This is a genomic window from Collinsella sp. LCP19S3_C9, assembly GCF_052121575.1.
In the GTDB taxonomy this organism is placed as follows: Bacteria; Actinomycetota; Coriobacteriia; order Coriobacteriales; family Coriobacteriaceae; genus Collinsella.
The window spans coordinates 101,244-121,095 of record NZ_JBQKDZ010000003.1 but is presented as its reverse complement, the minus strand read 5'-3'; the positions used below and the strand labels follow the sequence as shown (position 1 = coordinate 121,095).

Genomic DNA, 19,852 nt, shown 5'->3' with positions numbered 1-19,852 from the left:
CCATGGCAGACGCTAAGGATTTCCTGTTTGAGATCGGTACGGAGGAAATGCCCTCCGCACCGCTGAACAATGCCGTCAAGCAGCTTGGCGATATGATCGCCAAGGGCCTCGACGAGGCCGGCCTGGCCCATGGCGAGGTCCGCGTGATCTCGAGCCCGCGTCGTCTGGCTGCGCTCGTGACCAACGTCGCCACCGCGACCGATGAGGTCCACGAGGTCAAGCGCGGCCCTGCGGCAAACATTGCCTTCGATGCCTACGGCAACGCCACCAAGGCCGCCCAGGGCTTCGCCCGCAAGTGCGGTGTGGCTGCCGAGGACCTGATCCGTCGCGAGGACACCGACGGTCGCGAGTACGTATTCGCCGAGAAGAACATTCCCTCCGTGCCGGCTACCCCTATTCTGACGGCCCTGTGCGAGAAGACGATCGCAGGCCTGCAGTGGCCCAACTACCGCAGCCAGCGCTGGGGCCACGAGCACGCCACGTTTGTGCGTCCAGTCCGTTGGATCTGCTGCCTTCTGGGCGAGGACGTTGTGCCCGTGACGTTTGCCGATGTGACGAGCGGCAACACCACGCGCGGACATCGCGTGCTGGGCGCCGGTGACCATGTTGTCGCCAGTCCCGCCGTCTACGAGCAGGTGCTCGAGGACGCCGGCGTGCTCTCTGCCGAGCGTCGTCGTGAGGCCATCCTTGCCGGTATTGCCGAGGTCGAGGCCGCTCGCCCTGGCTGCCATGTCGATACGCCCAAGAAGGTCTTCGAGGAGGTCATTAACCTCTGCGAGTGGCCGACGGTGCTCGTCGGTACCTTCGACGAGGAGTTCCTCAAGGTCCCGCACGAGATCATCTGCGAGTCCATGCTCACCAACCAGCGCTACTTCCCGATCTATGACGGCGAGGGCAAGCTCACACGTGAGTTCGTGGTCGTCTCCAACAGCAAGCCCGAGAATGCCGAGCGTGTGATCGACGGCAACGAGCGCGTCGTGCGCGCCCGTCTGGACGATGCCAAGTTCTTCTACGAGGAGGACCTGAAGATCTCCCTCGACGAGTTCCGTGAGCGTCTGGCCAAGGTTGCCTTCCAGGAGAAGCTCGGCAGCGTGCTCGCCAAGTCCGAGCGCATTGAGCAGCTCGCGCTCGCTATTGCCCGCGAGGCCCATCTGGGCGCCCACCTCGCTGCCGATGCCGCTCGCGCCGCGCACCTGTGCAAGGCCGACCTGGTTTCCAACGCCGTCGTCGAGTTTACGAGCCAGCAGGGCGTGATGGGTGGCTATTACGCAACTGCGATGGGGGAGAACGACGAGGTCGCCCACGCCATTCGCGATCACTATCGTCCCCGCTTTGCCGGCGATGAGCTGCCCGAGGGCATCGCTGGCTGCATCGTGGCCTGTGCCGACAAGCTCGATACCATTGCCGGTATCTTTGCCATCGGTGAGCCCCCGACCGGCTCTTCCGACCCGTACGCGCTGCGTCGCGCCGCTATTGGCATTATCAACATCCTGCGCGATCGTCTGCCGATCGACCCCACGACGCTCATCGACTTTGCCCTTGAGCTCTATAGCGAGCAGGGCATCGAGTTCGACGCCGCCGAGGTCGCCCAGCAGGTCCGTGACTTCTTCCACGGCCGTCTGGTGAGCATGGCCCGCGACGAGAAGATTCCGGCGGATACCGTCGCCGCCGTCTCCGCGGTGCACATCATCGCTCCGTCCGTCTTCTTCGCCCGCTGCGCCGCGCTCGACGAGGCTCGTAAGAACGATGCCGAGACCTTCGACAACCTGGCTACTGCCTATGCCCGCGCCGCGCACATCTCCAAGCCCGAGCTGGGTATGGAGTACGATCGCAGCCTGATGGGTGAGGCCGAGCTCGCGCTTGCCGATGCCTCCGAGGCTGCTCAGACCGCTGTCGATGGCGCCCTTGCTGCCGAGGATTACCCGGCCGCATTTGCCGCCCTTGCCGCCCTGCGTGCCCCCATCGACCGCTTCTTCGACGAGGTTATGGTCATGGACAAGGACGAGCAGCTCCGCGATAATCGCCTTAAGCTGCTCAACCGCTTCGAGGCCGTTTTCTCTGGCATCGCCAACATCGGTGAGCTTGCCCGCAAAAAGTAAACTAGCCTGCGCATAAGCGCAAAAGGAGCCCCGCATGGATTGCCCGGTCACCGCTCGTCCCACCGTTATCGTTATCTCCGACTCGCTCGGTGATACCGCTTGTGAGGTGGTGCTTGCGGCGTCCGGGCAATTTGATGAAGGGGCTTTTCGTCTCTTGCGCTTGCCCAAAGTGAACTCGGTGGAGCAGGTCAAGTCGTTTGTGGGCCCGCGCGTCGATGCGGACCATCGTGATATCGCCGTGTTCCACACTATCGTCGATCCGGCGCTTCGCGCCCGCGTGCTCGATTACCTGGGTATGCTGCATATTCGCTCTGTCGACCTGATCGGTCCGACCCTTGCCGTATTGTCGTCGCTCGTCGGTGTGCCGCCCAAGGGCGTTGCGGGCGTTATTCACAAAACGGATGACCGCTATTTCCACCGCATTGAGGCTATGGAGTATTTCGTTGAGCACGATGACGGGCGCGGTTGCGACGATCTGTCGGGTGCCGATATCGTGCTGCTGGGCGTGTCGCGTACGTCCAAAACGCCGCTGTCGATGTATTTGGCCTATCAGGGTTACAAGGTCGCAAACGTTCCGCTGGCGCACGGCATGGAGCCGCCGAAGTCGATTTACGAGGTCGACCCGATGCGCCTGTTCGGCCTGATTTCGACCGTTGACGTAATTTCTGAGATTCGCGACAGCCGCTTGGGCGATGACTACGCCCGCGCCGTCGCCGGCTCCTATGCCGAGCCCGAGAGTGTGCGCAGCGAGCTTGAGGAAGCCCGTGCCCTCATGAAGCGCCTAGGCTGCTTTGTGGTGCGTACCGACGGTAAGGCGATTGAGGAGAGTGCATCCGAGATCATCGGTCATTTGGAGGAAATCCAAGAAGCTCGAGCCCGTCGTGCCGCTCGCCGAGCCCAACAAAAGTAGCTAATTTGGGACGGGGCTTTTTTAGCTACCCCGGCTGAGGCCGCGAGCTTTTTGGCCGATTGCCGACGGGGTGGCTAAAAAAGCCCCGTCCCAAATTAGCTACTTATGGTAAAGCGATTTAGCAAAGTTCTTTCAGTTGACCTGCAAGTCTCCTACACTGGTATCTTCATAAGGTAACCACCTTTATCTACCGTTTACCGTCAGTTTTACCACGTTTACCAAACCTCGCACCCTCTACGCAAGCACTTCCAATACCCACCGTATAGTACCCTCACGGCTCGCATCCGGCGGGTCGATTCGTTACCACGGTCGTGCGCGACAGCGCATGGAAGGGGAGTATCGTGAGCGATTGCAAGAGGGTTTACCGTTTTGGAACCGACGCCCAGGGCACCTGTGTCACTGAGGGCGACAAGTCCATGAACTTCGTGCTTGGCGGCAAGGGTGCAAATCTTGCCGAGATGAGCCGCATCGGCCTGCCGGTTCCCGGTGGCTTTACCATTACCTGCCAAACCTGTGTCGAGTACTCCGGTGCCGGCAACGTGTGGCCCGAAGGTGCACTCGATGAGATCGTTGCCGCCGAGGCCGATCTCGAGGCCCGCTGCGGCAAGATGCTTGGTGACGCATCCGACCCGCTGCTCGTGTCGGTTCGCTCGGGTGCTCCATTCTCCATGCCCGGCATGATGGACACGGTCCTCAACTTGGGCCTTAACGACGACTCCGTTCTGGGCCTCATTGCCCAGACGCAAAACCCGCGTTTTGCCTGGGATAGCTACCGCCGCTTTATCCAGATGTTCTCCAACGTCGTTATGGGTGTCGATGCCGACTTGTTTGAGAACGCCCTAACGCAGGCTCGCTTGGTCGCCGGCGTTCGCGTCGATTCCGAGCTTTCGGCCGAGGACCTGCAGGAGCTCGTCGAGACCTTCAAGGGCATCTTCTCCGAGAACGTCGAGGCTGCCCTGTATCCCGAGCTCGAGGTTGTCGACGGCAAGCCCGTCTTCCCGCACGATCCGGAGCTCCAGCTGCGCCTTGCCATCCAGGCCGTCTTTGGTAGCTGGATGAACGAGCGCGCCTGTATCTACCGCAAACAGCATGGCATTTCCGACGAGCTCGGCACTGCCGTCAACGTCCAGGCCATGGCTTTTGGCAACAAAGGCGAGACCTCTGCGACCGGCGTCGCCTTTACGCGCAATCCGGCCGATGGCACCAAAGAGTTCTACGGTGACTTTTTGGTTAACGCCCAGGGTGAGGACGTCGTCGCCGGCATCCGCAATACTGAGCCCATCGCCGACCTCAAGACCACCCCGGGCCTCGAGTCCGCTGGTGAGGAGCTCGAGCGCGTTTTCCTGACGCTCGAGGATCACTACCGCGATATGTGCGATATCGAATTCACCATCGAGCAGGGTAAACTTTGGATGCTTCAGACCCGCGTGGGCAAGCGCACCGCAACCGCCGCGCTGCGCATCGCCATCGAGATGGTCGAGGAGGGCCTCATCACCCGCGAGGAGGCCGTGAGTCGCATCGATCCCGCGCAGCTCGACCAGCTTTTGCATCCGCAGTTCGACTCCTCCAAGAAGTACGAGGCCCTGGCCTGCGGCCTTAACGCCAGCCCCGGCGCCGCCGTAGGCGAGGTCGTGTTCTCGAGCGACGATGCCGTCGCGCGCGCCAACGAGGGCCATAAGGTCATTCTGGTCCGCTGGGAGACCAACCCCGACGACTTGAAAGGCATGGTCGCTGCCGAGGGCATCCTTACCAGCCACGGCGGCAAGACGAGCCACGCAGCCGTTATCGCCCGCGGTATGGGTACGCCCTGCGTCTGCGGCGTTGAGCGCTTCCATATTGACGCCGCCGAGAAGGTCGTGCGCATCGAGGGCAGCGACCGCGTGCTTCACGAGGGCGACATCATCTCCATCGACGGCACCCAGGGCATTGTCGTCGACGGCGCCGTCGATCTGGTCTCCGCTGAGCTCACCGGCGACCTGGACACCATTCTGCCCTGGGCAGACGAGATTCGCCTGGACGAGACCGACGGTCACGCCAACCACGTGCGCGTCAACGCCGACAACCCCGAGGATGCCGCGCTCGCACTCGAGTTTGGCGCCGAGGCCATCGGCCTGTGCCGCACCGAGCACATGTTCCTGGGCGACCGCAAGAACATCATCCAGAGCTTTATCCTGTCCGACGACGAGGCCGTGAAGCAGCAGGCCCTGGCCGACCTGCTCAAGGTTCAGACCGAGGACTTTCTGGCGATGTTTAAGACCATGTCCGGTCGCGATGTGGTCGTTCGCCTGCTCGATCCGCCGCTGCATGAGTTCCTGGATAATCCTCGCGAGCTCGAGGTCGCCATCACCAAGAAGGAAGCCGCCGGCGCCAGCGAGGAAGAGCTTGCCACGCTGCGTGCCCGCCTGCGTCGAATCGACGGCATGGTTGAGTCCAACCCGATGCTCGGCTTGCGCGGTGTGCGCCTGTCCGTTGTCTTTGGCGATCTGCCGCTCATGCAGGTTCGTGCCGTCGCCACGGCTGCCGCCCGCCTTATCAAGGAGGGCGTCGACCCGCGCCCCGAGATCATGGTCCCGCTCGTTTCCATCACAGCCGAGCACGTCCAGACCCGCGAGGTCATCGAGCGCGTGATCGCCGAGGTATCCGCCGAGGAGGGCGTCGAGCTCAATATTCCCGTGGGCACGATGCTCGAGCTGCCGCGCGCCTGCATGGTCGCCGACGAGATCTCCCACCATGCCGACTTCTTCTGCTTTGGCACCAACGACCTCACCCAGACAACCTTCGGCTTCTCGCGCGACGACGCCGAGGCCAAGTTCATCCCGCTGTACATGCACAAGAAGATCCTGAAGGATAACCCCTTCGAGACCATCGACGCGGCGGTGCTCGAGCTGGTGCGTATGGCCGTCGAGAAGGGTCGCGCCGCCAACCCCGATATGCACTTTGGCGTGTGCGGCGAGCACGGCGGCGACCCCAAGTCCATCAAGGGCCTGTTCAACGTGGCCGATGTGGACTACGTTTCCTGCTCGCCCTATCGCGTACCCCTCGCACGACTGGCTGCCGCTCAGGCCAAGCTCGAGGCCAAGCGTTCCGCTTAACTGAGTCGCGTTCCATTTGCGCCTCTTACGCCCCCCTTCGCGCCGCCGCGCTCCCTGTGGACGCGGCGGCGTTTTATATTGATTCTATTGGTTCAATACATTGGCAACTGACGGGAGGACTGCGATGAAAAACCTCACCAGGTATTTGCAACGAGCGCGTCGGGGAGCACAGATGACCCTGTGCTGGGTGGTCGTTGCGGTCACGGCGCTTTGCGGGATGCCGACGGCCGGTTTTGCCCTTCAGGATGAATCGCGCGACGAGCTTTATGGCGACGTGGTCAACCCGCTCACCATTACGGTCAACGATCGCGACTGCACGTTTGTTGATATCGATGACGGCAAACTCGAGGGCCGTACCTCGATGTACGACAACGTCTCGTTCTACACGGCCGCCGTCAAAAAGGTGCTGCCCAACTGGGCATCGCTTGCCTATAACATCCTTGGCTATGGTGGAGGCGACGACTCCGGGGACTTTTTGTACTGGGACCACGCCGGCAAGGGCTTTGAGAAGGACTTCGGTAAGGGTCACTACATCTATCTGTATGATGCGCTTTCGGGCGGCAACGGTGAGCATTCCGACGGCGCCGACAAATCGAAACAGAGTGGTCTGACATCGGCAAAAAGCCTCAAAGCTGTCTACGATCGCTTGACCGACGATATCGCCGGCTGTATCGGTCACAAGCTGAAGGGCTCCGATTTCCGTGAAAACGTGCCGCTCGACGGACTGTCGAAAGACACGACTGAGCAGGACGTCATCTATGCCACCATTGCTTGTGTCGACAAGCTCGGCGGCACCTATCAGTATGATTTCAATGGCTTTGGCATCGCGTTCTATAACTTTAGAGTTCAGCAGCTCAACAGCATGAACAAGCTTAACTGCGCGCCCGAGGACGCGCCGGGCTATTCCTTTGTCGATTCTAAGACTGAGCAGGAGCTCGTTACCTCGGCACTTAACGTCGGCTATGAGGACGCCTCGCAGAGCATCACACTCGCCCGCGGTACCGAGGAGACGGTCGGCACGAGCACTTCTGAATCCGCATCGTATTCCAAAGGCGGCTCGTGGGGCGCATCGGTGAGCCTCAAGGAGTCGCTGGGCGTGCCCGGAACAGCGAGCGAGGAGATCGAGACCTCGTTTTCGGCCGAAGCCACGATGTCCCAGTTGTGGGAGGCGAGCAAGACCGAGGAACAGTCGATCACCACAACGGACAATCAGTCAGTCACCGTCGATATGACGATCCCTGCGCACACGCAGGTCAATAGCAAGCAGACGAGTTCTACCACGACGCTGTCCGAGGACTATGACCAGCCGGTGGGCGTGACGTTCGACGTGATTATCTTTAACATGAACGGCGAGTGCTACGACGACAACGCCGCCGTGCAGGAGTTCCATACCGCCGGTTATGACCAGCGCTCGTTCTACACCACCTTTGGCGATCAGTCGACCGACGCCGTGCAGAACCTGTTCCTGCGCTCAATCGCCCATCGTGGCGACGACGGCTACGATACCACCGCCGGAAACGTTACGAGCTGGTCGCATCGCACCAACAACCACATGGTGCGCGCCATCGATTGGAATTCTGTCCTGGCCGATCGCGAGGTGCCTTCGCGCAACGGCGGCGCCCCGCGCACGTGCAATGTGCTCAACGACATGGCCGCCACCTACCCCATGTCCATTACGGGTTCCAATCTGTCGTTCGAGTCGGTGACGGTCGATACGCAGTTGGGTACGCCGCAGCCCATTAAGCCCATTTCCAAGATTCTCGTATCGCTGCAGACCGATAAGACCCGAAGGCTTACGGTGGGAGACGAAGACCCCATCTCTTCCTATCGTGTGCGTGCAAGGGACGAGGACGATGTTGACTATTACGGCTTTGTGAAGTCGTCGGGCGACTGGCGCGTGGTCGATAAAAACGGCAAGAAATGCAAGTCCGACGTCATCGAGATCCAGACCGACCCTGTCACCCACGAGCAAGTCGTGGTGGGTAAAAAGGCCGGCACCGCCTACGTAAAGTACTTTATCCCCGAGGACACCTATGTGGACGTGAACGGGCATGTTTCGACCAATGACGAGATCGACGCCGCCGCCTACAAATATAAGGTAAGCGACGTGGCGCCCGAGTCGTTTAACGGCAGCATCAAGCTCGAGGGCTCGGCACAGACCGTCGTCGGAGTCGAGGAGAATCTCAACGGCATCGACGGCCTAACGGCTACGGTCTATGACACGACGGGCAAGGAAGTCGATAGGGTCTGCAGCTGGGAGGCCCAGGAGCTCGAGAGCAAGGGCATTTCGGTCGCGACGGACGGCACGATGACCATCTCGCAACCGGGCACCTTCCATGTTCGCGCCTTTATTGACGGCGTGTATTCCGATTGGGCCGAGGTCATCGCCGCACCCGCACCGGTCGACCCGATGACGACCGTGGTCGAGACACCGGTGAGCGTTACGTCCGTTTCTTCGGGGGATCCTTCGGCAACGACGGATAGCGCGGCTCCTGCCCAGGGAGAGCAGGCGGCTTCCGATGCGAACGCGGCCGATTCTGCTCCGGCGAGCGACGATGCCACTGCAGTGACTGACGACACCGCGCCCGCTGCCGCAAAAGATGCCTCGCCGATTCCTACGGGCCTCGTTACCGTTTTGACCGATATCTGCCGCTACGGTATCGATCACGGCCTCATCGGCACATCAAACAAGGAAGAGATGACCAAGCAGGACTTCGACATCTTAGGCATCCTGTACCTGATGGCAGACAGCCAGGACCTGGTGCCCCAAGACGCCGAGGACGCGATGAACGAATGGGCTCATGACAACTATAATGACGAAGAGCTTGCCACCTGGAAGCAGCATGCGCTTTCGGTGCTGCTCGAATACGGTTATATCGCGCCCGGAACGACCGTGACGACGCCGACGACTGATGCTGCGGACGGCGCATAAGTGCAGAAAGAGTGCGTGTTTTTGTCTTTTTGCGCACGGGCAAAATAGTTCTTGCAGCCAAGGTCGTGGCGTGTATACTCGAATACGTTTGTTCAACTACGTGCCGGCCAAGGTGGTACGGCACCTCTAGAAGAGTAAGGAATTGCACATGGATTACATCCGCGCAATCGAGCGTCAGCAGATCCGCGAGGACATCCCGCAGGTCCGCGTTGCCGACAACGTCAAGGTTCACTACCGCATTAAGGAAGGCGACCGCGAGCGCATCCAGGTTTTCCAGGGTGACGTCATCCGCATGGCCGGCGCCGGTGCCCGTGAGACCTTCACCGTCCGCAAGATTTCCTTCGGTGTCGGTGTTGAGCGTACCTTCCCGCTTCACAGCCCCAAGATCGCCAAGCTCGAGGTCGTCCGTCATGGTCGCGTCCGTCGCGCCAAGCTGTACTACCTCCGCGACAAGGTGGGCAAGGCTGCTCGCATCCCCGAGAAGCGCTAAGAAGATCGCAGCGTCTGTCCACTCGTTTGGACACAAGGGCCACCTTCGGGTGGCCCTTCTTTTTATCTGATTTCCATGCAAGGAGGGCCTGGTATGGCCAATATGACGAGCTCGGTTTCGGCATCGCAGGTTGCCGGCGAGCTGGCGAGTGCCACGTTCGAGGAGATTCCCGCCCTCGTGGAGCACTATCGCGAGGATCCGCGCCAGCAGGTGATCAAGGCTTGCGACCGCGCACTTAAGCGCCATGCCAAGGAACTTTCCGAGCGCGAGCGCGTCAACGGCATGTACGAGCTGATGCATGAGCTCGGCGGCGATGGCGTGGTCGTTGGTGTTGACGAGGTGGGGCGCGGCTCTGTCGCCGGCCCGTTGACGGTCTGCGCTGTCTGCCTTCCCATGGAGCCGCGCGTTTGGGGCATTAACGATTCCAAAAAGCTCACGCCTGCCCGTCGTGAGCTGCTCTCGGTGCAGATTGCCGAGGTGGCTACGGCCATTGGTTTTTGCCATATCGCTCCTGCGGACATCGATGAGATGGGCATGGCCCGCGCCATCCGCGCTGCCGTCGCGGGCGCCGTGGCCGATACGGGGCTCGAGCCCGATTGCGTGCTTATGGACGGCAACCCCTTGGGCGCCGTTCCCAATGAGCGCGATGTGGTCAAGGGTGATGCCAAAATCGCCTGCATCGCCGCTGCTTCCATTATGGCCAAGGTCACGCGTGACGAGATGATGGTCGAGTACGATGCCGAGTATCCCGAATATCATCTTGCTGAGTCAAAGGGCTATGCGAGCCCCGAGCACATTGAGGCTATTCGTAAACATGGCCTTTCTCCGTTGCATCGTGTGAGCTTCTGCGGAAATTTTTTGCAGACGGAGCGTCTTTTTTAAGGCAAATATGGAGACAGGGACTTCTGGAATTTTATAAACCAGCTGGTGGGGACCGCATGCAACGCAATTGTTGCATGCGGTCCCTTTTTTGTTTGTTTTTGGTTGGACTTTGGTTTTCTTTTGGTACTTACCCGCAAGAAAGGCGGCCTCATGATCGGGTCAATACCGTGCGCGGGAAAGGAGACCCCATGTGCGCCGCAAGTGCAAAGAGCAAGACGCAACAGCTCAAAGAGCTTTGGGAGAGCGGGGAGATTGATTGCGCGTCGATTACGCCTGGGTTCATTAAGGGCCTCAGTCCTCGAGAACTGGGCATGCTGGGCGAGCTTATTGCAATCGATTACTTTCGTGAGCGCGGTTATGCCCTCTTGGAACAGGGCTACCGGTGTCCCGAGGGCGAGGCCGATCTGGTACTGCTTGATGAACTTGATGATGTCGTGGTGATGGCTGAGATCAAGACAAGGCGCGTCGCCCTAGATTGCAACACGCGGGTCTTTCCCGAGGAGGCGGTGGACGCCCAAAAGCAGCGTCGCTACCGCCGTATCGCGAGTTGTTACCTTATGGATCACTATCCCCTTAAGGCGATTCGCTTCGACGCGGTGGGCGTTACTATCCGCGGCGGTCATATTGCGGAGATTGAGCATCAATACAACGCATTCGATTGGCAGGTATCGTGATGGCGTTTGACACCTTTGCCGTCCACGCTGCATGCATTCGTGGCGTCGAGGCGATTCCCGTCACAGTCGAGGTCTCGCTTGCCGGCGGTATTCCGGGTATCCAAATGCTTGGCATTCCAAGTATGGAGGTGATGGAGTCGCGTGGCCGCATACGCTGCGCAATGCGCTCGGCAGGATTTGAGATTCCACGGGCGGGCATTACCGTCAACTTGGCTCCGGGCGACATCCGTAAAACGGGCAGTGGTTTTGACCTGCCGATTGCCATCGCGGTACTGGCGGCCGATGGGCAGATTCCCCGCGACCATCTAGACCATTGCCTTATTGCCGGTGAGCTCGGGCTGGATGGTAGCGTGCTGCCCGTAAAAGGCGAGGTTGCGTTTCAGTTGTTGGCGCGTGATATGGGCCTGTCCTTTATCGCAGGAAGGTCGGATCAACATGTACCGCTTGCCGGTGTGGACTGTGGCTTTATCGACCATCTGTCTCAGCTCGCCCGCGGTATGGGCGAGGCGGCTCGGCATTATCTGGATTCCGAGGGTGTCGAGGCGTCGTTTGAGCCAGAACTTGATTATGCCGATGTGCTGGGGCAGGAGGTTGCCAAGCGCGGCATTGCGCTTGCGGCGGCGGGGGAGCTCGGCCTGCTTATGATTGGCTCGCCGGGTTCGGGCAAGACCATGCTCGCACGCCGCATGACGGGTATCTTGCCCGAGCTTTCTCTCGAGGATCAGCAAGAGGCGCTGTGCATCCATTCGGTCTTGGGCGAGAACATCGATGGTTTGCTGGCGGGACACCGGCCGTTCCGTAGCCCCCACCACAGCATTTCGACTGCGGGCCTTATTGGCGGCGGACGGCCGGTGCACCCGGGCGAGATTAGCCTAGCGCACGGCGGCGTGCTCTTTTTAGACGAGCTTGCCGAGTTTCCCAACAGCGTGCTGCAGACACTCCGTCAGCCCATAGAGCGCGGCTACGTCAAGATCGTACGCGTCGATGGGGCTTTCACGTTTCCCTCGAGGTTCCAGCTGCTTGCCGCGAGCAATCCCTGTCCCTGCGGCTTTTTGGGCGACCGCGAGGTACCGTGCCGCTGCTCGGCTTCGATGGTTGAGCGCTATCGGTCTAAGCTACGTGGTCCCTTGGCCGATCGTATTGACCTTATGATTGACGTGACCCGACCCGACCCGCAGGTAATTATCGAGGGTGCCGAGGGTATGTCGTCAGCTGAACTACGTGACTATGTTGTGCGGGGTCGGGCATTTCGCGCCTGGCGCGAGTCCCGTATGGACGATGCAGATGCCGAGGCCGAGGACGATGAGTCACGTTCCATCGACGGCGTCGTTTCGACCTTTGCGCTCGATGGGGCGGCGGAAAAGTGCGTGCTCGGCCTGTCGAGGCGCACGCATCTTACCGGGCGCGGCATCGTGCGCTTGGTGCGTATCGCGCGCACGATTGCCGATGTTGCCGAAAGTGAGCGGGTAACCCAAGACCACGTGCTCGAGGCGGCGATGTACCAGGGGAGGAGGGACCAGTAATGCCCGAGGAGACTTTTGAGCTGCATCCCGGTGATGCGTTGTATCCAGCTACCGTTTTGGAGCTCTCTGATGTACCCCAGACGCTTTATGTGCGTGGCGACCCCGCCGCACTGTCGACGCCCTCGCTCTCCATCATCGGCGCTCGCAAGGCCTCGCCGTACGGCCTTGCCGTGGCAGAGCTGGCCGCGAAAGTTGCGGTCGAGGCGGGCGTGACGGTGGTCTCGGGCGGTGCGGTCGGCTGCGACCAGGCCTCGGGTTGGGCCGCGGTCAACGCTGGTGGCAGGCACGTCGTGGTGTTGGGTACGGGCGCCGACGTGGTTTACCCGCGCTCGAGTGCAGGGCTCATCGCGCGCACGATCGATACGGGCGGCGCGGTCGTGTCCATCTCGCCTTGGGGTATGGGGCCGCGCAAGTTTGCCTTTCCGCGGCGTAACCGGGTGATTGCCGCGCTTTCGCAGGCGCTCTTCGTGTCGGAGGCCGGCATGCCCTCGGGCACGTTCTCGACAGCGGAGGCCGCCATGGACCTGGGGCGCGAACTGCTCGCGGTACCGGGCTCCATTTTGTCACCAGAGTCGCGTGGGACCAACTACCTCATCGCCAACGGTGCCTGCTGCATTGTTGACGAGGAGTCTATTGAGATGGCCATCTCGCGAATTTACGGCACCCTGCGCTATTCGCGTCCCGATGCGCCCGGTATCGCCGATCTGGACCCCACGCAGCAGGCCGTGATGCACGCGCTCATTGCCTCGCCGCTCAAGGTCGATGACATTGCCGCGCTTGTCTCCCTCGATGCCGTCGGCGTGCTCAAACTCCTGGGCTCACTCGAGCTCGAGGGACTCATCGAGCGCATGATGGATGGAAGGTATGCGCCCTCAAAGTTTGCGCTTCACGCTCAGACGCCCTTCGGTCACAATGGAAAGCGTGTCAATTAGAAAGGTGTTTGCAGATGCTGTTTGATCAAGTGACGGTTATCGGTGGCGGTCTGGCGGGATCGGAATGCGCGATTCAGCTGGCAGATCGCGGGTTTGCCGTAAGGCTGTGCGAGATGCGGCCGCTGGTGACCTCTCCTGCCCACCATACCGATCACTTGGCGGAGCTCGTCTGCTCCAATTCGTTTAAGTCGACCCGACCCGATTCCGCCGCCGGCCTGTTGAAGGCCGAACTCGAGCGTATGGGTTCGGTGCTGCTCGACTGCGCTCATCGCGCTGCCGTTCCCGCTGGTGGCGCCTTGGCGGTCGACCGTGTTAAATTCTCCGAGCTCGTCGAGGCCGAGGTTGCCGCCCGTCCCAATATCGAGGTCGTTCACGGCGAGGTCACCCAGATTCCCGAGGGCCATGTGGTTATCGCCGCGGGTCCCTTGTGCTCGCCGGCGTTGAGCGGGGAGGTCATGAAGCTTGTCGGTGGTGATTCCCTGGCGTTCTTTGACGCCGCGGCCCCGATTGTCGATGCCTCGACGCTCGATATGGATGTGCTGTTCTCGCAGTCGCGCTACGAGGAACAGGGGAGTGGCGACTATCTCAATGCCCCGCTCAACAAGGAGGAGTACGAGGCCTTTATCGAGGCGCTTACCACGGCCGATCGCGTGGTGCTCAAGGACTTTGAGGGCGGGGACCTCTTTCAGGCCTGTCAGCCAGCCGAGGAGGTTGCGCGCACGGGCAAGGATGCCATCCGCTTTGGCGCTATGAAGCCCGTCGGGCTCACCGACCCGCGCACCGGTCGCCGTCCCTGGGCGGCGATTCAACTGCGCGCCGAGAACAAGGAGAAGACCGCCTATAACCTGGTTGGTTTCCAGACCAACCTGACCTTCGGCGAGCAGAAGCGCGTTTTTCATATGGTTCCCGGTCTGGAGAATGCCGAGTTTTTCCGCTATGGCGTCATGCATCGCAATACCTTTGTCGATGCTCCCCATGTGCTCGATGGGACCTTCGCCGTGCCCGGCACGGGCGTGCGCCTTGCCGGACAGATTACCGGTACGGAGGGTTACATGGAAGCGGTCGCGACGGGTCTCCTCGCTGCGCTCAATACCTATGCCGAGGCTATCGAGGTTGCTCCTGTCGAGCTGCCGCGCGTGGGCGCTCTCGGCGCGCTCGTGGGCTATGCGACCGATCCTGCTACGGTCGGATATCAGCCCATGCATGTTAATTTTGGCCTGGTGCCTCCCCTCGAGGACGGTAAACGCCGCAGCAAACGTGAGCGCTATCAGGCCTATGCGGATCGCGCCCTTAAGGCCCTGGATTCCTATCTGGAATCTCGCTCCGACCTGTTTGGGGGCGATCGGTCATAGCCTTTGACCTATACGGTGCCGTCGACTCGTTCATATCCTATATTGCACGCGTCGAGGGGCTTTCTTCTAACACTGTTATCGCCTACGGCTCTCGTCTGGAGCGTTTTGCCGCTTGGTGCGAGCGTGGGGATATCGATGCACGTACGGCGGACGTACGTACCGTTCGTATGTATCTGGCAGAGCTGTCGCGCGAGCAGGTGGCGCCCAGGACGATTGCGGCGCACCTGTCTGCCATTCGTTCGTTCTATCGATGGATGGCTGCCGAGGGTCTTATCGATGGAGACGCTGTCTCTGCGATTGCCTCGCCCAAGCTTCCACGCGATTTGCCCGGGGTGCTGACCACCCAGCAGGTTAAGGCACTGCTTGCAGCGCCAGACGTTTCAACGCCTGCGGGACTGCGCGATGCGGCGATGCTCGAATTGCTCTATGCATCTGGGGCTCGCATCTCTGAGCTTGCGGCACTCAATGTTGAGTCCATTGCTTGGTCCGAGCGAACGCTGCGGCTTTGGGGTAAGGGGAGCAAGGAGCGTATCGTGCCCCTGTATCGGCGTGCTCTCGATGCGACCCGCCGCTATATTGAGGAAGGAAGACCGGAGCTTCTTGCTCAGGCAAAGCGTGGCGACGGTACGAACGGTGTGCATCCGCTGTTTATCTCGGCACGCGGCAACCGTATGAGCGCCGCCATGCTTAGGCGACGGTTTCATATGTTGGCGACGCTTGCGGGTATCCCTTCCGATATCGCCCCGCATGCGATGCGCCATACTTTTGCGACCGATTTGCTCGAGGGCGGAGCGGACTTGCGCTCTGTCCAGGAGTTGCTGGGGCATGCAAGCTTGTCCACCACGCAGATTTATACGCATCTCACGCCCGATCGGCTCAAACGCGCCGTTACCCAAGCCCTTCCGCGCGGCGAGTAAGGCAGGAGAGGGGTTCTATCCAATCGATCGCGCGTCCGTGTGTGTGGTTTTGATTTCGGGTTGGCAGAAAGATGTAATCCTGCTATCATTCATCGGGTTGCTTCACGGCAACAGGTTTTTATCACGCACGCGCGGCTACTTCATACCGTGGTGCCCGGGCTTTGGTAGCACATGTCCGGGTTGGTTTTGGAGGATGACCCCGCGCGGAGGCAAACCACAGGAGGTTTAACATGGCTACCAAGATTAATATCCGCACCCTGCTCGAGGCCGGCTGCCACTTCGGTCACCAGACCCGTCGCTGGAACCCCAAGATGAAGCCGTTCATCTTCGGTGAGCGCAACGGCATCTACATCCTCGACCTCAAGCAGACCATTCTTGACGCCGACCAGGCTTACACCTTCGTCAAGAACGTTGCCAAGGGTGGCAACGTGCTGTTCGTCGGCACCAAGAAGCAGGCTCAGGAGGCCGTCAAGAACGCCGCTGAGCGCGCCAACATGCCTTACATCAACCAGCGTTGGCTCGGCGGCATGCTGACCAACTTCGTCACCATCCGCTCCCGCATCAACCGCATGGAGGAGCTCGAGGCCATGGTCGAGGACGGCCGCATGGCTGTTCTTCCCAAGAAGGAGCAGGCTGTTCTGGGTAAGGAGCTCGCTAAGCTCCAGACCAACCTCGGTGGCGCCCGCGACATGAAGGGTCTGCCCCAGGCGCTCTTCGTCATCGACACCAAGCGCGAGGAGAACGCCATCAAGGAGGCCCAGCGCCTGAACATCCCCGTCGTCGCTCTGATCGATACCAACTCCGATCCCGACGAGGTCGAGTACGGCATCCCCTGCAACGATGACGCCATCTCCGCTGTCACCCTTATGTGCGAGCTCATGGCCGACGCTTGCCTCGCTGGCTCCGGCAAGGAGCAGGTCTCCGAGGCCGAGATGGCCGCTGAGCCCAAGGCCGAGTAAATCAGTCCTAATTAAGTCTTTTTCATCTCTTTGAAAGGAACCACAATGGCCCAGATTACCGCCGCTATGGTCAAGCAGCTCCGCGAGATGACCGACTCCCCGATGATGGAGTGCAAGAAGGCTCTCGTCGAGGCTGACGGTGACATGGACGCCGCTGTTGACGTTCTGCGTAAGAACGGCCTCGCTAAGGCTGCCAAGAAGGCTGGCCGCGAGACCAACGAGGGCGCTGTCGCCGCGTTCGTCTCCGAGGATGGCAAGACCGGCGCTCTGCTCGAGCTCTCCTGCGAGACCGACTTCGTCGGCTCCAACGCCAAGTTCACCGGCTTTGCTTCCAAGGTCGCCGAGGTTGTCGCCACCACCGAGCCGGCCGATGTCGACGCTCTGCTCGAGAAGCCGATGGGCGAGGAGACCGTTTCCTCCGAGCTCACCGAGATGATTCACATCATGGGCGAGAACATGAAGATCTCTCGCTTCGCCGCCCGCAAGGCCGAGAACGGCGCTCTCGCTTCTTACATCCACATGGGTGGTAAAATCGGCGTTCTCGTCGAGTTTGCTTTCGAGAAGGCTGAGACCGCTCAGGCTGAGTCCTTCAAGACCTTTGCCCACGACGTTGCCCTTCAGGTTGCCGCTGTCGCTCCGATCTGCGCTACCCGCGATCAGGTTCCGGCCGAGACCGTCGAGCATGAGAAGCAGATTTACATGGCTCAGGCTGCCGAGTCCGGCAAGCCCGAGGCCATCCAGGAGAAGATGGCTGTTGGCCGTCTGGAGAAGTTCTACAAGCAGTCCGTGCTCACCGAGCAGGAGTTCATCAAGGACAGCTCCCTCACCATCAAGAAGTACGCTGAGCAGGTCTCCAAGGAGCTCGGCGATACCATTACCGTCGTTGCCTTCGACCGTCTGGTCCGTGGCGAGTAAATAAGCTCTTGTAGCTGGTAATGAGCAGGCTGTGGGTTTTACTCACAGCCTGCTTTTTCATGCCTCTAAGCAGAGCCTTTGATATCATATTGAGAGTCTAATTAAAGGAGGATCGCTTTGTCCGACATCCGATATAAACGCGTGCTTCTGAAGCTTTCCGGCGAAGCACTGATGGGCGATGGCCACTATGGCATCGACCCCAAGGTTACCGACCATCTTGCCAAGCAGGTCAAGGAGCTGCTCGCCGTTGGCCATGAGGTCGGCATCGTTGTCGGCGGCGGCAATATTTTCCGCGGCATGGCTGGAGCTGCCGGCGGTATGGAGCGTGCTCAGGCCGATTACATGGGCATGCTTGCAACCGTTATGAACGCGCTCGCCCTGCAGGATGCCTTCGAGCATAACGATGTTCCTTGCCGCGTTATGAGTGCCATCCAGATGAACGAGATTTGTGAGCCCTATATTCGTCGTCGCGCCATCAATCACCTCTCCAAGGGCAATGTCGTTATCTTCGCAGCCGGCTCGGGCAATCCGTACTTTACGACTGACACCGCCGCGGCCCTTCGCGCCTGCGAGATCGGTGCGGAGATTCTGATTAAGGCCACCAAGGTCGACGGTATCTACGACAAGGATCCCGTCAAGTGCGCCGATGCCGTCCGCTTTGACAAGATCACCTATCACGAGGTGCTCGTCCGCGGCCTGCAGGTTATGGATTCCACGGCTACGGCCCTGTGCCAGGATAACCGTATGCCCATTTTGGTCCTCAACATCGATGGCGAGGACAACGTCAAGCGCGCGCTTTCGGGTGAGCCCGTCGGCACGCTCGTCTATCAGGAGGATTAAGCATGGCAGAGAACATCACCGCCCACATGGACAAGTCGCTCGAGTCCCTCAAGCATAACTTCTCCAAAGTCCGTACCGGCCGAGCCAACGCTAACATTCTGTCCGACATCACCGTCGATTATTACGGTGTTCCCACGCCGGTCACGCAGGTTGCCGCCGTAAAGACCCCCGAGGCCCACATGCTGCTCATCGAGCCGTGGGATAAGGCGCTTATCAACGCCATCGTCAAGGCCATCGGCGCTTCCGATCTGGGTATTACCCCCAACTCCGATGGCACCGTTGTTCGTCTTCCGTTCCCGGCTCCCACCGAGGAGCGCCGTCGCGAGCTCGTCAAGGAGTGCCGCGAGTACGCCGAGCAGGCCAAGGTGTCTATCCGTAACATCCGTCGCGACTTTAACAACAAGCTCGAGCGCGATGAGGAGCTCACCGAGGACGACGTCCGCCGTGAGCAGGCCAAGGTGCAGAAGCATACCGACGAGTATGTCGCCAAGGTCGAGGAGCTTCTGAAGGAAAAAGAAGCCGAGGTCATGGAGATCTAAGGTGCAATACGACGAGAACAAACTGGTCGAGTACTTTGCCGACGCCCCTGCGGGCGTCGGTTTTTCCGACCTTGACCTCAATAACATTCCGCGCCATATCTCGTGCATCATGGACGGCAACGGTCGCTGGGCTACGGCGCGAGGTCTTGCCCGTACCGAGGGCCACAAGGCGGGTATCGTCTCCCTTCGTGAGATCATTACCGCCTGCGTGCGTCTGGGCGTCGACGTGCTTTCCGCCTATGCGTTTTCAACCGAAAACTGGAACCGCCCGCAGCATGAGGTTAACGTCTTGATGCATCTGTTTGCCAAGACGTTTATCGATGAGCTGCCGCTTCTGAAGCGCGAAAACGTGCGTGTTGTCTTTTTGGGCGATATTTCCGCGCTGCCCAAGAAGACCCGCGACGTTTTTGAATGCGGTCTTGCCGAGTGCGCCGATCACACCGGTATGACGCTGGCGCTTGCCGTCAACTACGGCGCCCGTGCCGAGATTACGCGTGCTGCCCGTCAGCTTGCGCTCGATGCCGCCGCCGGCAAGATCGATCCTGCTGCTATCGACGATGATATGGTTGCTTCGCACCTGTACACCGCCGGTCTTCCCGATCCCGAGCTGGTCATTCGCACCTCTGGTGAGCTTCGCCTTTCGAACTATCTGCTGTGGCAGGTGGCTTATTCCGAGTTCTATGTCACCGATACCTATTGGCCCGACTTTGATCGTTGGGGCCTTGTTGACGCCATTTTGGCCTATCAGGGCCGTGACCGTAGGTTTGGTGGACTGAGCAAGACCGAGGAGGCTTAA

The 19,852-nt window shown here is 60.3% G+C and carries 16 protein-coding genes; all 16 read left to right on the top strand.

Annotation, left to right across the window (positions count from 1 at the left end; all coding sequences use genetic code 11):
- Positions 1-2 precede the first annotated feature (2 nt).
- On the top strand, positions 3-2,099 hold the full coding sequence (glyS, locus tag ACTQXI_RS02500) for a glycine--tRNA ligase subunit beta (protein ID WP_441048371.1): 2,097 nt from the start codon (positions 3-5) through the stop codon (positions 2,097-2,099).
- Between the two features lie 34 nt (positions 2,100-2,133).
- Positions 2,134-3,009: a pyruvate, water dikinase regulatory protein gene (locus ACTQXI_RS02495; protein ID WP_441048372.1), complete on the top strand. Its 876-nt coding sequence runs from the start codon at positions 2,134-2,136 to the stop codon at positions 3,007-3,009.
- Positions 3,010-3,350: 341 nt separating this feature from the next.
- Positions 3,351-6,101, top strand: a complete 2,751-nt coding sequence (gene ppdK, locus ACTQXI_RS02490; RefSeq protein WP_441548260.1) for a pyruvate, phosphate dikinase — start codon at positions 3,351-3,353, stop codon at positions 6,099-6,101.
- Between the two features lie 172 nt (positions 6,102-6,273).
- Positions 6,274-9,033 carry a hypothetical protein gene (locus tag ACTQXI_RS02485; protein WP_441548259.1) on the top strand — a complete coding sequence of 920 codons (2,760 nt, stop codon included), beginning with the start codon at positions 6,274-6,276 and terminating at the stop codon, positions 9,031-9,033.
- 148 nt (positions 9,034-9,181) lie between these two features.
- Positions 9,182-9,523 (top strand): 50S ribosomal protein L19, encoded by a 342-nt coding sequence (gene rplS / locus ACTQXI_RS02480; protein WP_117583231.1) that lies wholly within the window; start codon positions 9,182-9,184, stop codon positions 9,521-9,523.
- A 93-nt stretch (positions 9,524-9,616) separates the two neighbouring features.
- Positions 9,617-10,405, top strand: a complete 789-nt coding sequence (locus ACTQXI_RS02475) for a ribonuclease HII (protein ID WP_441548258.1) — start codon at positions 9,617-9,619, stop codon at positions 10,403-10,405.
- A gap of 188 nt (positions 10,406-10,593) precedes the next feature.
- Complete coding sequence (locus ACTQXI_RS02470; protein ID WP_154516246.1) at positions 10,594-11,079, top strand: YraN family protein; 486 nt, start codon at positions 10,594-10,596, stop codon at positions 11,077-11,079.
- On the top strand, positions 11,079-12,602 hold the full coding sequence (locus ACTQXI_RS02465; protein WP_154516248.1) for a YifB family Mg chelatase-like AAA ATPase: 1,524 nt from the start codon (positions 11,079-11,081) through the stop codon (positions 12,600-12,602). Before ACTQXI_RS02470 ends, ACTQXI_RS02465 begins: the two co-directional genes overlap by 1 nt.
- Positions 12,602-13,534 carry a DNA-processing protein DprA gene (locus ACTQXI_RS02460; protein ID WP_441041584.1) on the top strand — a complete coding sequence of 311 codons (933 nt, stop codon included), beginning with the start codon at positions 12,602-12,604 and terminating at the stop codon, positions 13,532-13,534. Before ACTQXI_RS02465 ends, ACTQXI_RS02460 begins: the two co-directional genes overlap by 1 nt.
- A 14-nt stretch (positions 13,535-13,548) precedes the next feature.
- A complete protein-coding gene (trmFO, locus tag ACTQXI_RS02455; protein ID WP_441548257.1) occupies positions 13,549-14,886 on the top strand; it encodes a methylenetetrahydrofolate--tRNA-(uracil(54)-C(5))-methyltransferase (FADH(2)-oxidizing) TrmFO in 1,338 nt (445 codons plus the stop codon).
- Complete coding sequence (locus ACTQXI_RS02450; protein WP_441548284.1) at positions 14,850-15,803, top strand: tyrosine recombinase; 954 nt, start codon at positions 14,850-14,852, stop codon at positions 15,801-15,803. The genes trmFO and ACTQXI_RS02450 overlap by 37 nt, the downstream gene beginning before the upstream one ends.
- A gap of 230 nt (positions 15,804-16,033) precedes the next feature.
- Positions 16,034-16,762: a 30S ribosomal protein S2 gene (gene rpsB, locus ACTQXI_RS02445; RefSeq protein WP_055285135.1), complete on the top strand. Its 729-nt coding sequence runs from the start codon at positions 16,034-16,036 to the stop codon at positions 16,760-16,762.
- A gap of 45 nt (positions 16,763-16,807) precedes the next feature.
- Positions 16,808-17,677 carry a translation elongation factor Ts gene (tsf, locus tag ACTQXI_RS02440; protein ID WP_022094736.1) on the top strand — a complete coding sequence of 290 codons (870 nt, stop codon included), beginning with the start codon at positions 16,808-16,810 and terminating at the stop codon, positions 17,675-17,677.
- A gap of 117 nt (positions 17,678-17,794) precedes the next feature.
- Positions 17,795-18,517, top strand: coding sequence for a UMP kinase (gene pyrH / locus ACTQXI_RS02435; RefSeq protein WP_427717558.1), 723 nt, complete (start codon positions 17,795-17,797; stop codon positions 18,515-18,517).
- A 2-nt stretch (positions 18,518-18,519) separates the two neighbouring features.
- A complete protein-coding gene (gene frr, locus ACTQXI_RS02430; RefSeq protein WP_006236112.1) occupies positions 18,520-19,056 on the top strand; it encodes a ribosome recycling factor in 537 nt (178 codons plus the stop codon).
- Between the two features lies 1 nt (position 19,057).
- Positions 19,058-19,852: an isoprenyl transferase gene (locus ACTQXI_RS02425; RefSeq protein ID WP_441041581.1), complete on the top strand. Its 795-nt coding sequence runs from the start codon at positions 19,058-19,060 to the stop codon at positions 19,850-19,852.

Coding starts and splice junctions, on each gene's coding strand:
- glyS (WP_441048371.1), top strand. CDS start 3: ATGGCAGACGCTAAGGATTTCCTGTTTGAGATCGGTACGGAGGAAATG.
- ACTQXI_RS02495 (WP_441048372.1), top strand. CDS start 2,134: ATGGATTGCCCGGTCACCGCTCGTCCCACCGTTATCGTTATCTCCGAC.
- ACTQXI_RS02485 (WP_441548259.1), top strand. CDS start 6,274: ATGACCCTGTGCTGGGTGGTCGTTGCGGTCACGGCGCTTTGCGGGATG.
- rplS (WP_117583231.1), top strand. CDS start 9,182: ATGGATTACATCCGCGCAATCGAGCGTCAGCAGATCCGCGAGGACATC.
- ACTQXI_RS02475 (WP_441548258.1), top strand. CDS start 9,617: ATGGCCAATATGACGAGCTCGGTTTCGGCATCGCAGGTTGCCGGCGAG.
- ACTQXI_RS02470 (WP_154516246.1), top strand. CDS start 10,594: ATGTGCGCCGCAAGTGCAAAGAGCAAGACGCAACAGCTCAAAGAGCTT.
- ACTQXI_RS02465 (WP_154516248.1), top strand. CDS start 11,079: ATGGCGTTTGACACCTTTGCCGTCCACGCTGCATGCATTCGTGGCGTC.
- ACTQXI_RS02460 (WP_441041584.1), top strand. CDS start 12,602: ATGCCCGAGGAGACTTTTGAGCTGCATCCCGGTGATGCGTTGTATCCA.
- trmFO (WP_441548257.1), top strand. CDS start 13,549: ATGCTGTTTGATCAAGTGACGGTTATCGGTGGCGGTCTGGCGGGATCG.
- rpsB (WP_055285135.1), top strand. CDS start 16,034: ATGGCTACCAAGATTAATATCCGCACCCTGCTCGAGGCCGGCTGCCAC.
- tsf (WP_022094736.1), top strand. CDS start 16,808: ATGGCCCAGATTACCGCCGCTATGGTCAAGCAGCTCCGCGAGATGACC.
- frr (WP_006236112.1), top strand. CDS start 18,520: ATGGCAGAGAACATCACCGCCCACATGGACAAGTCGCTCGAGTCCCTC.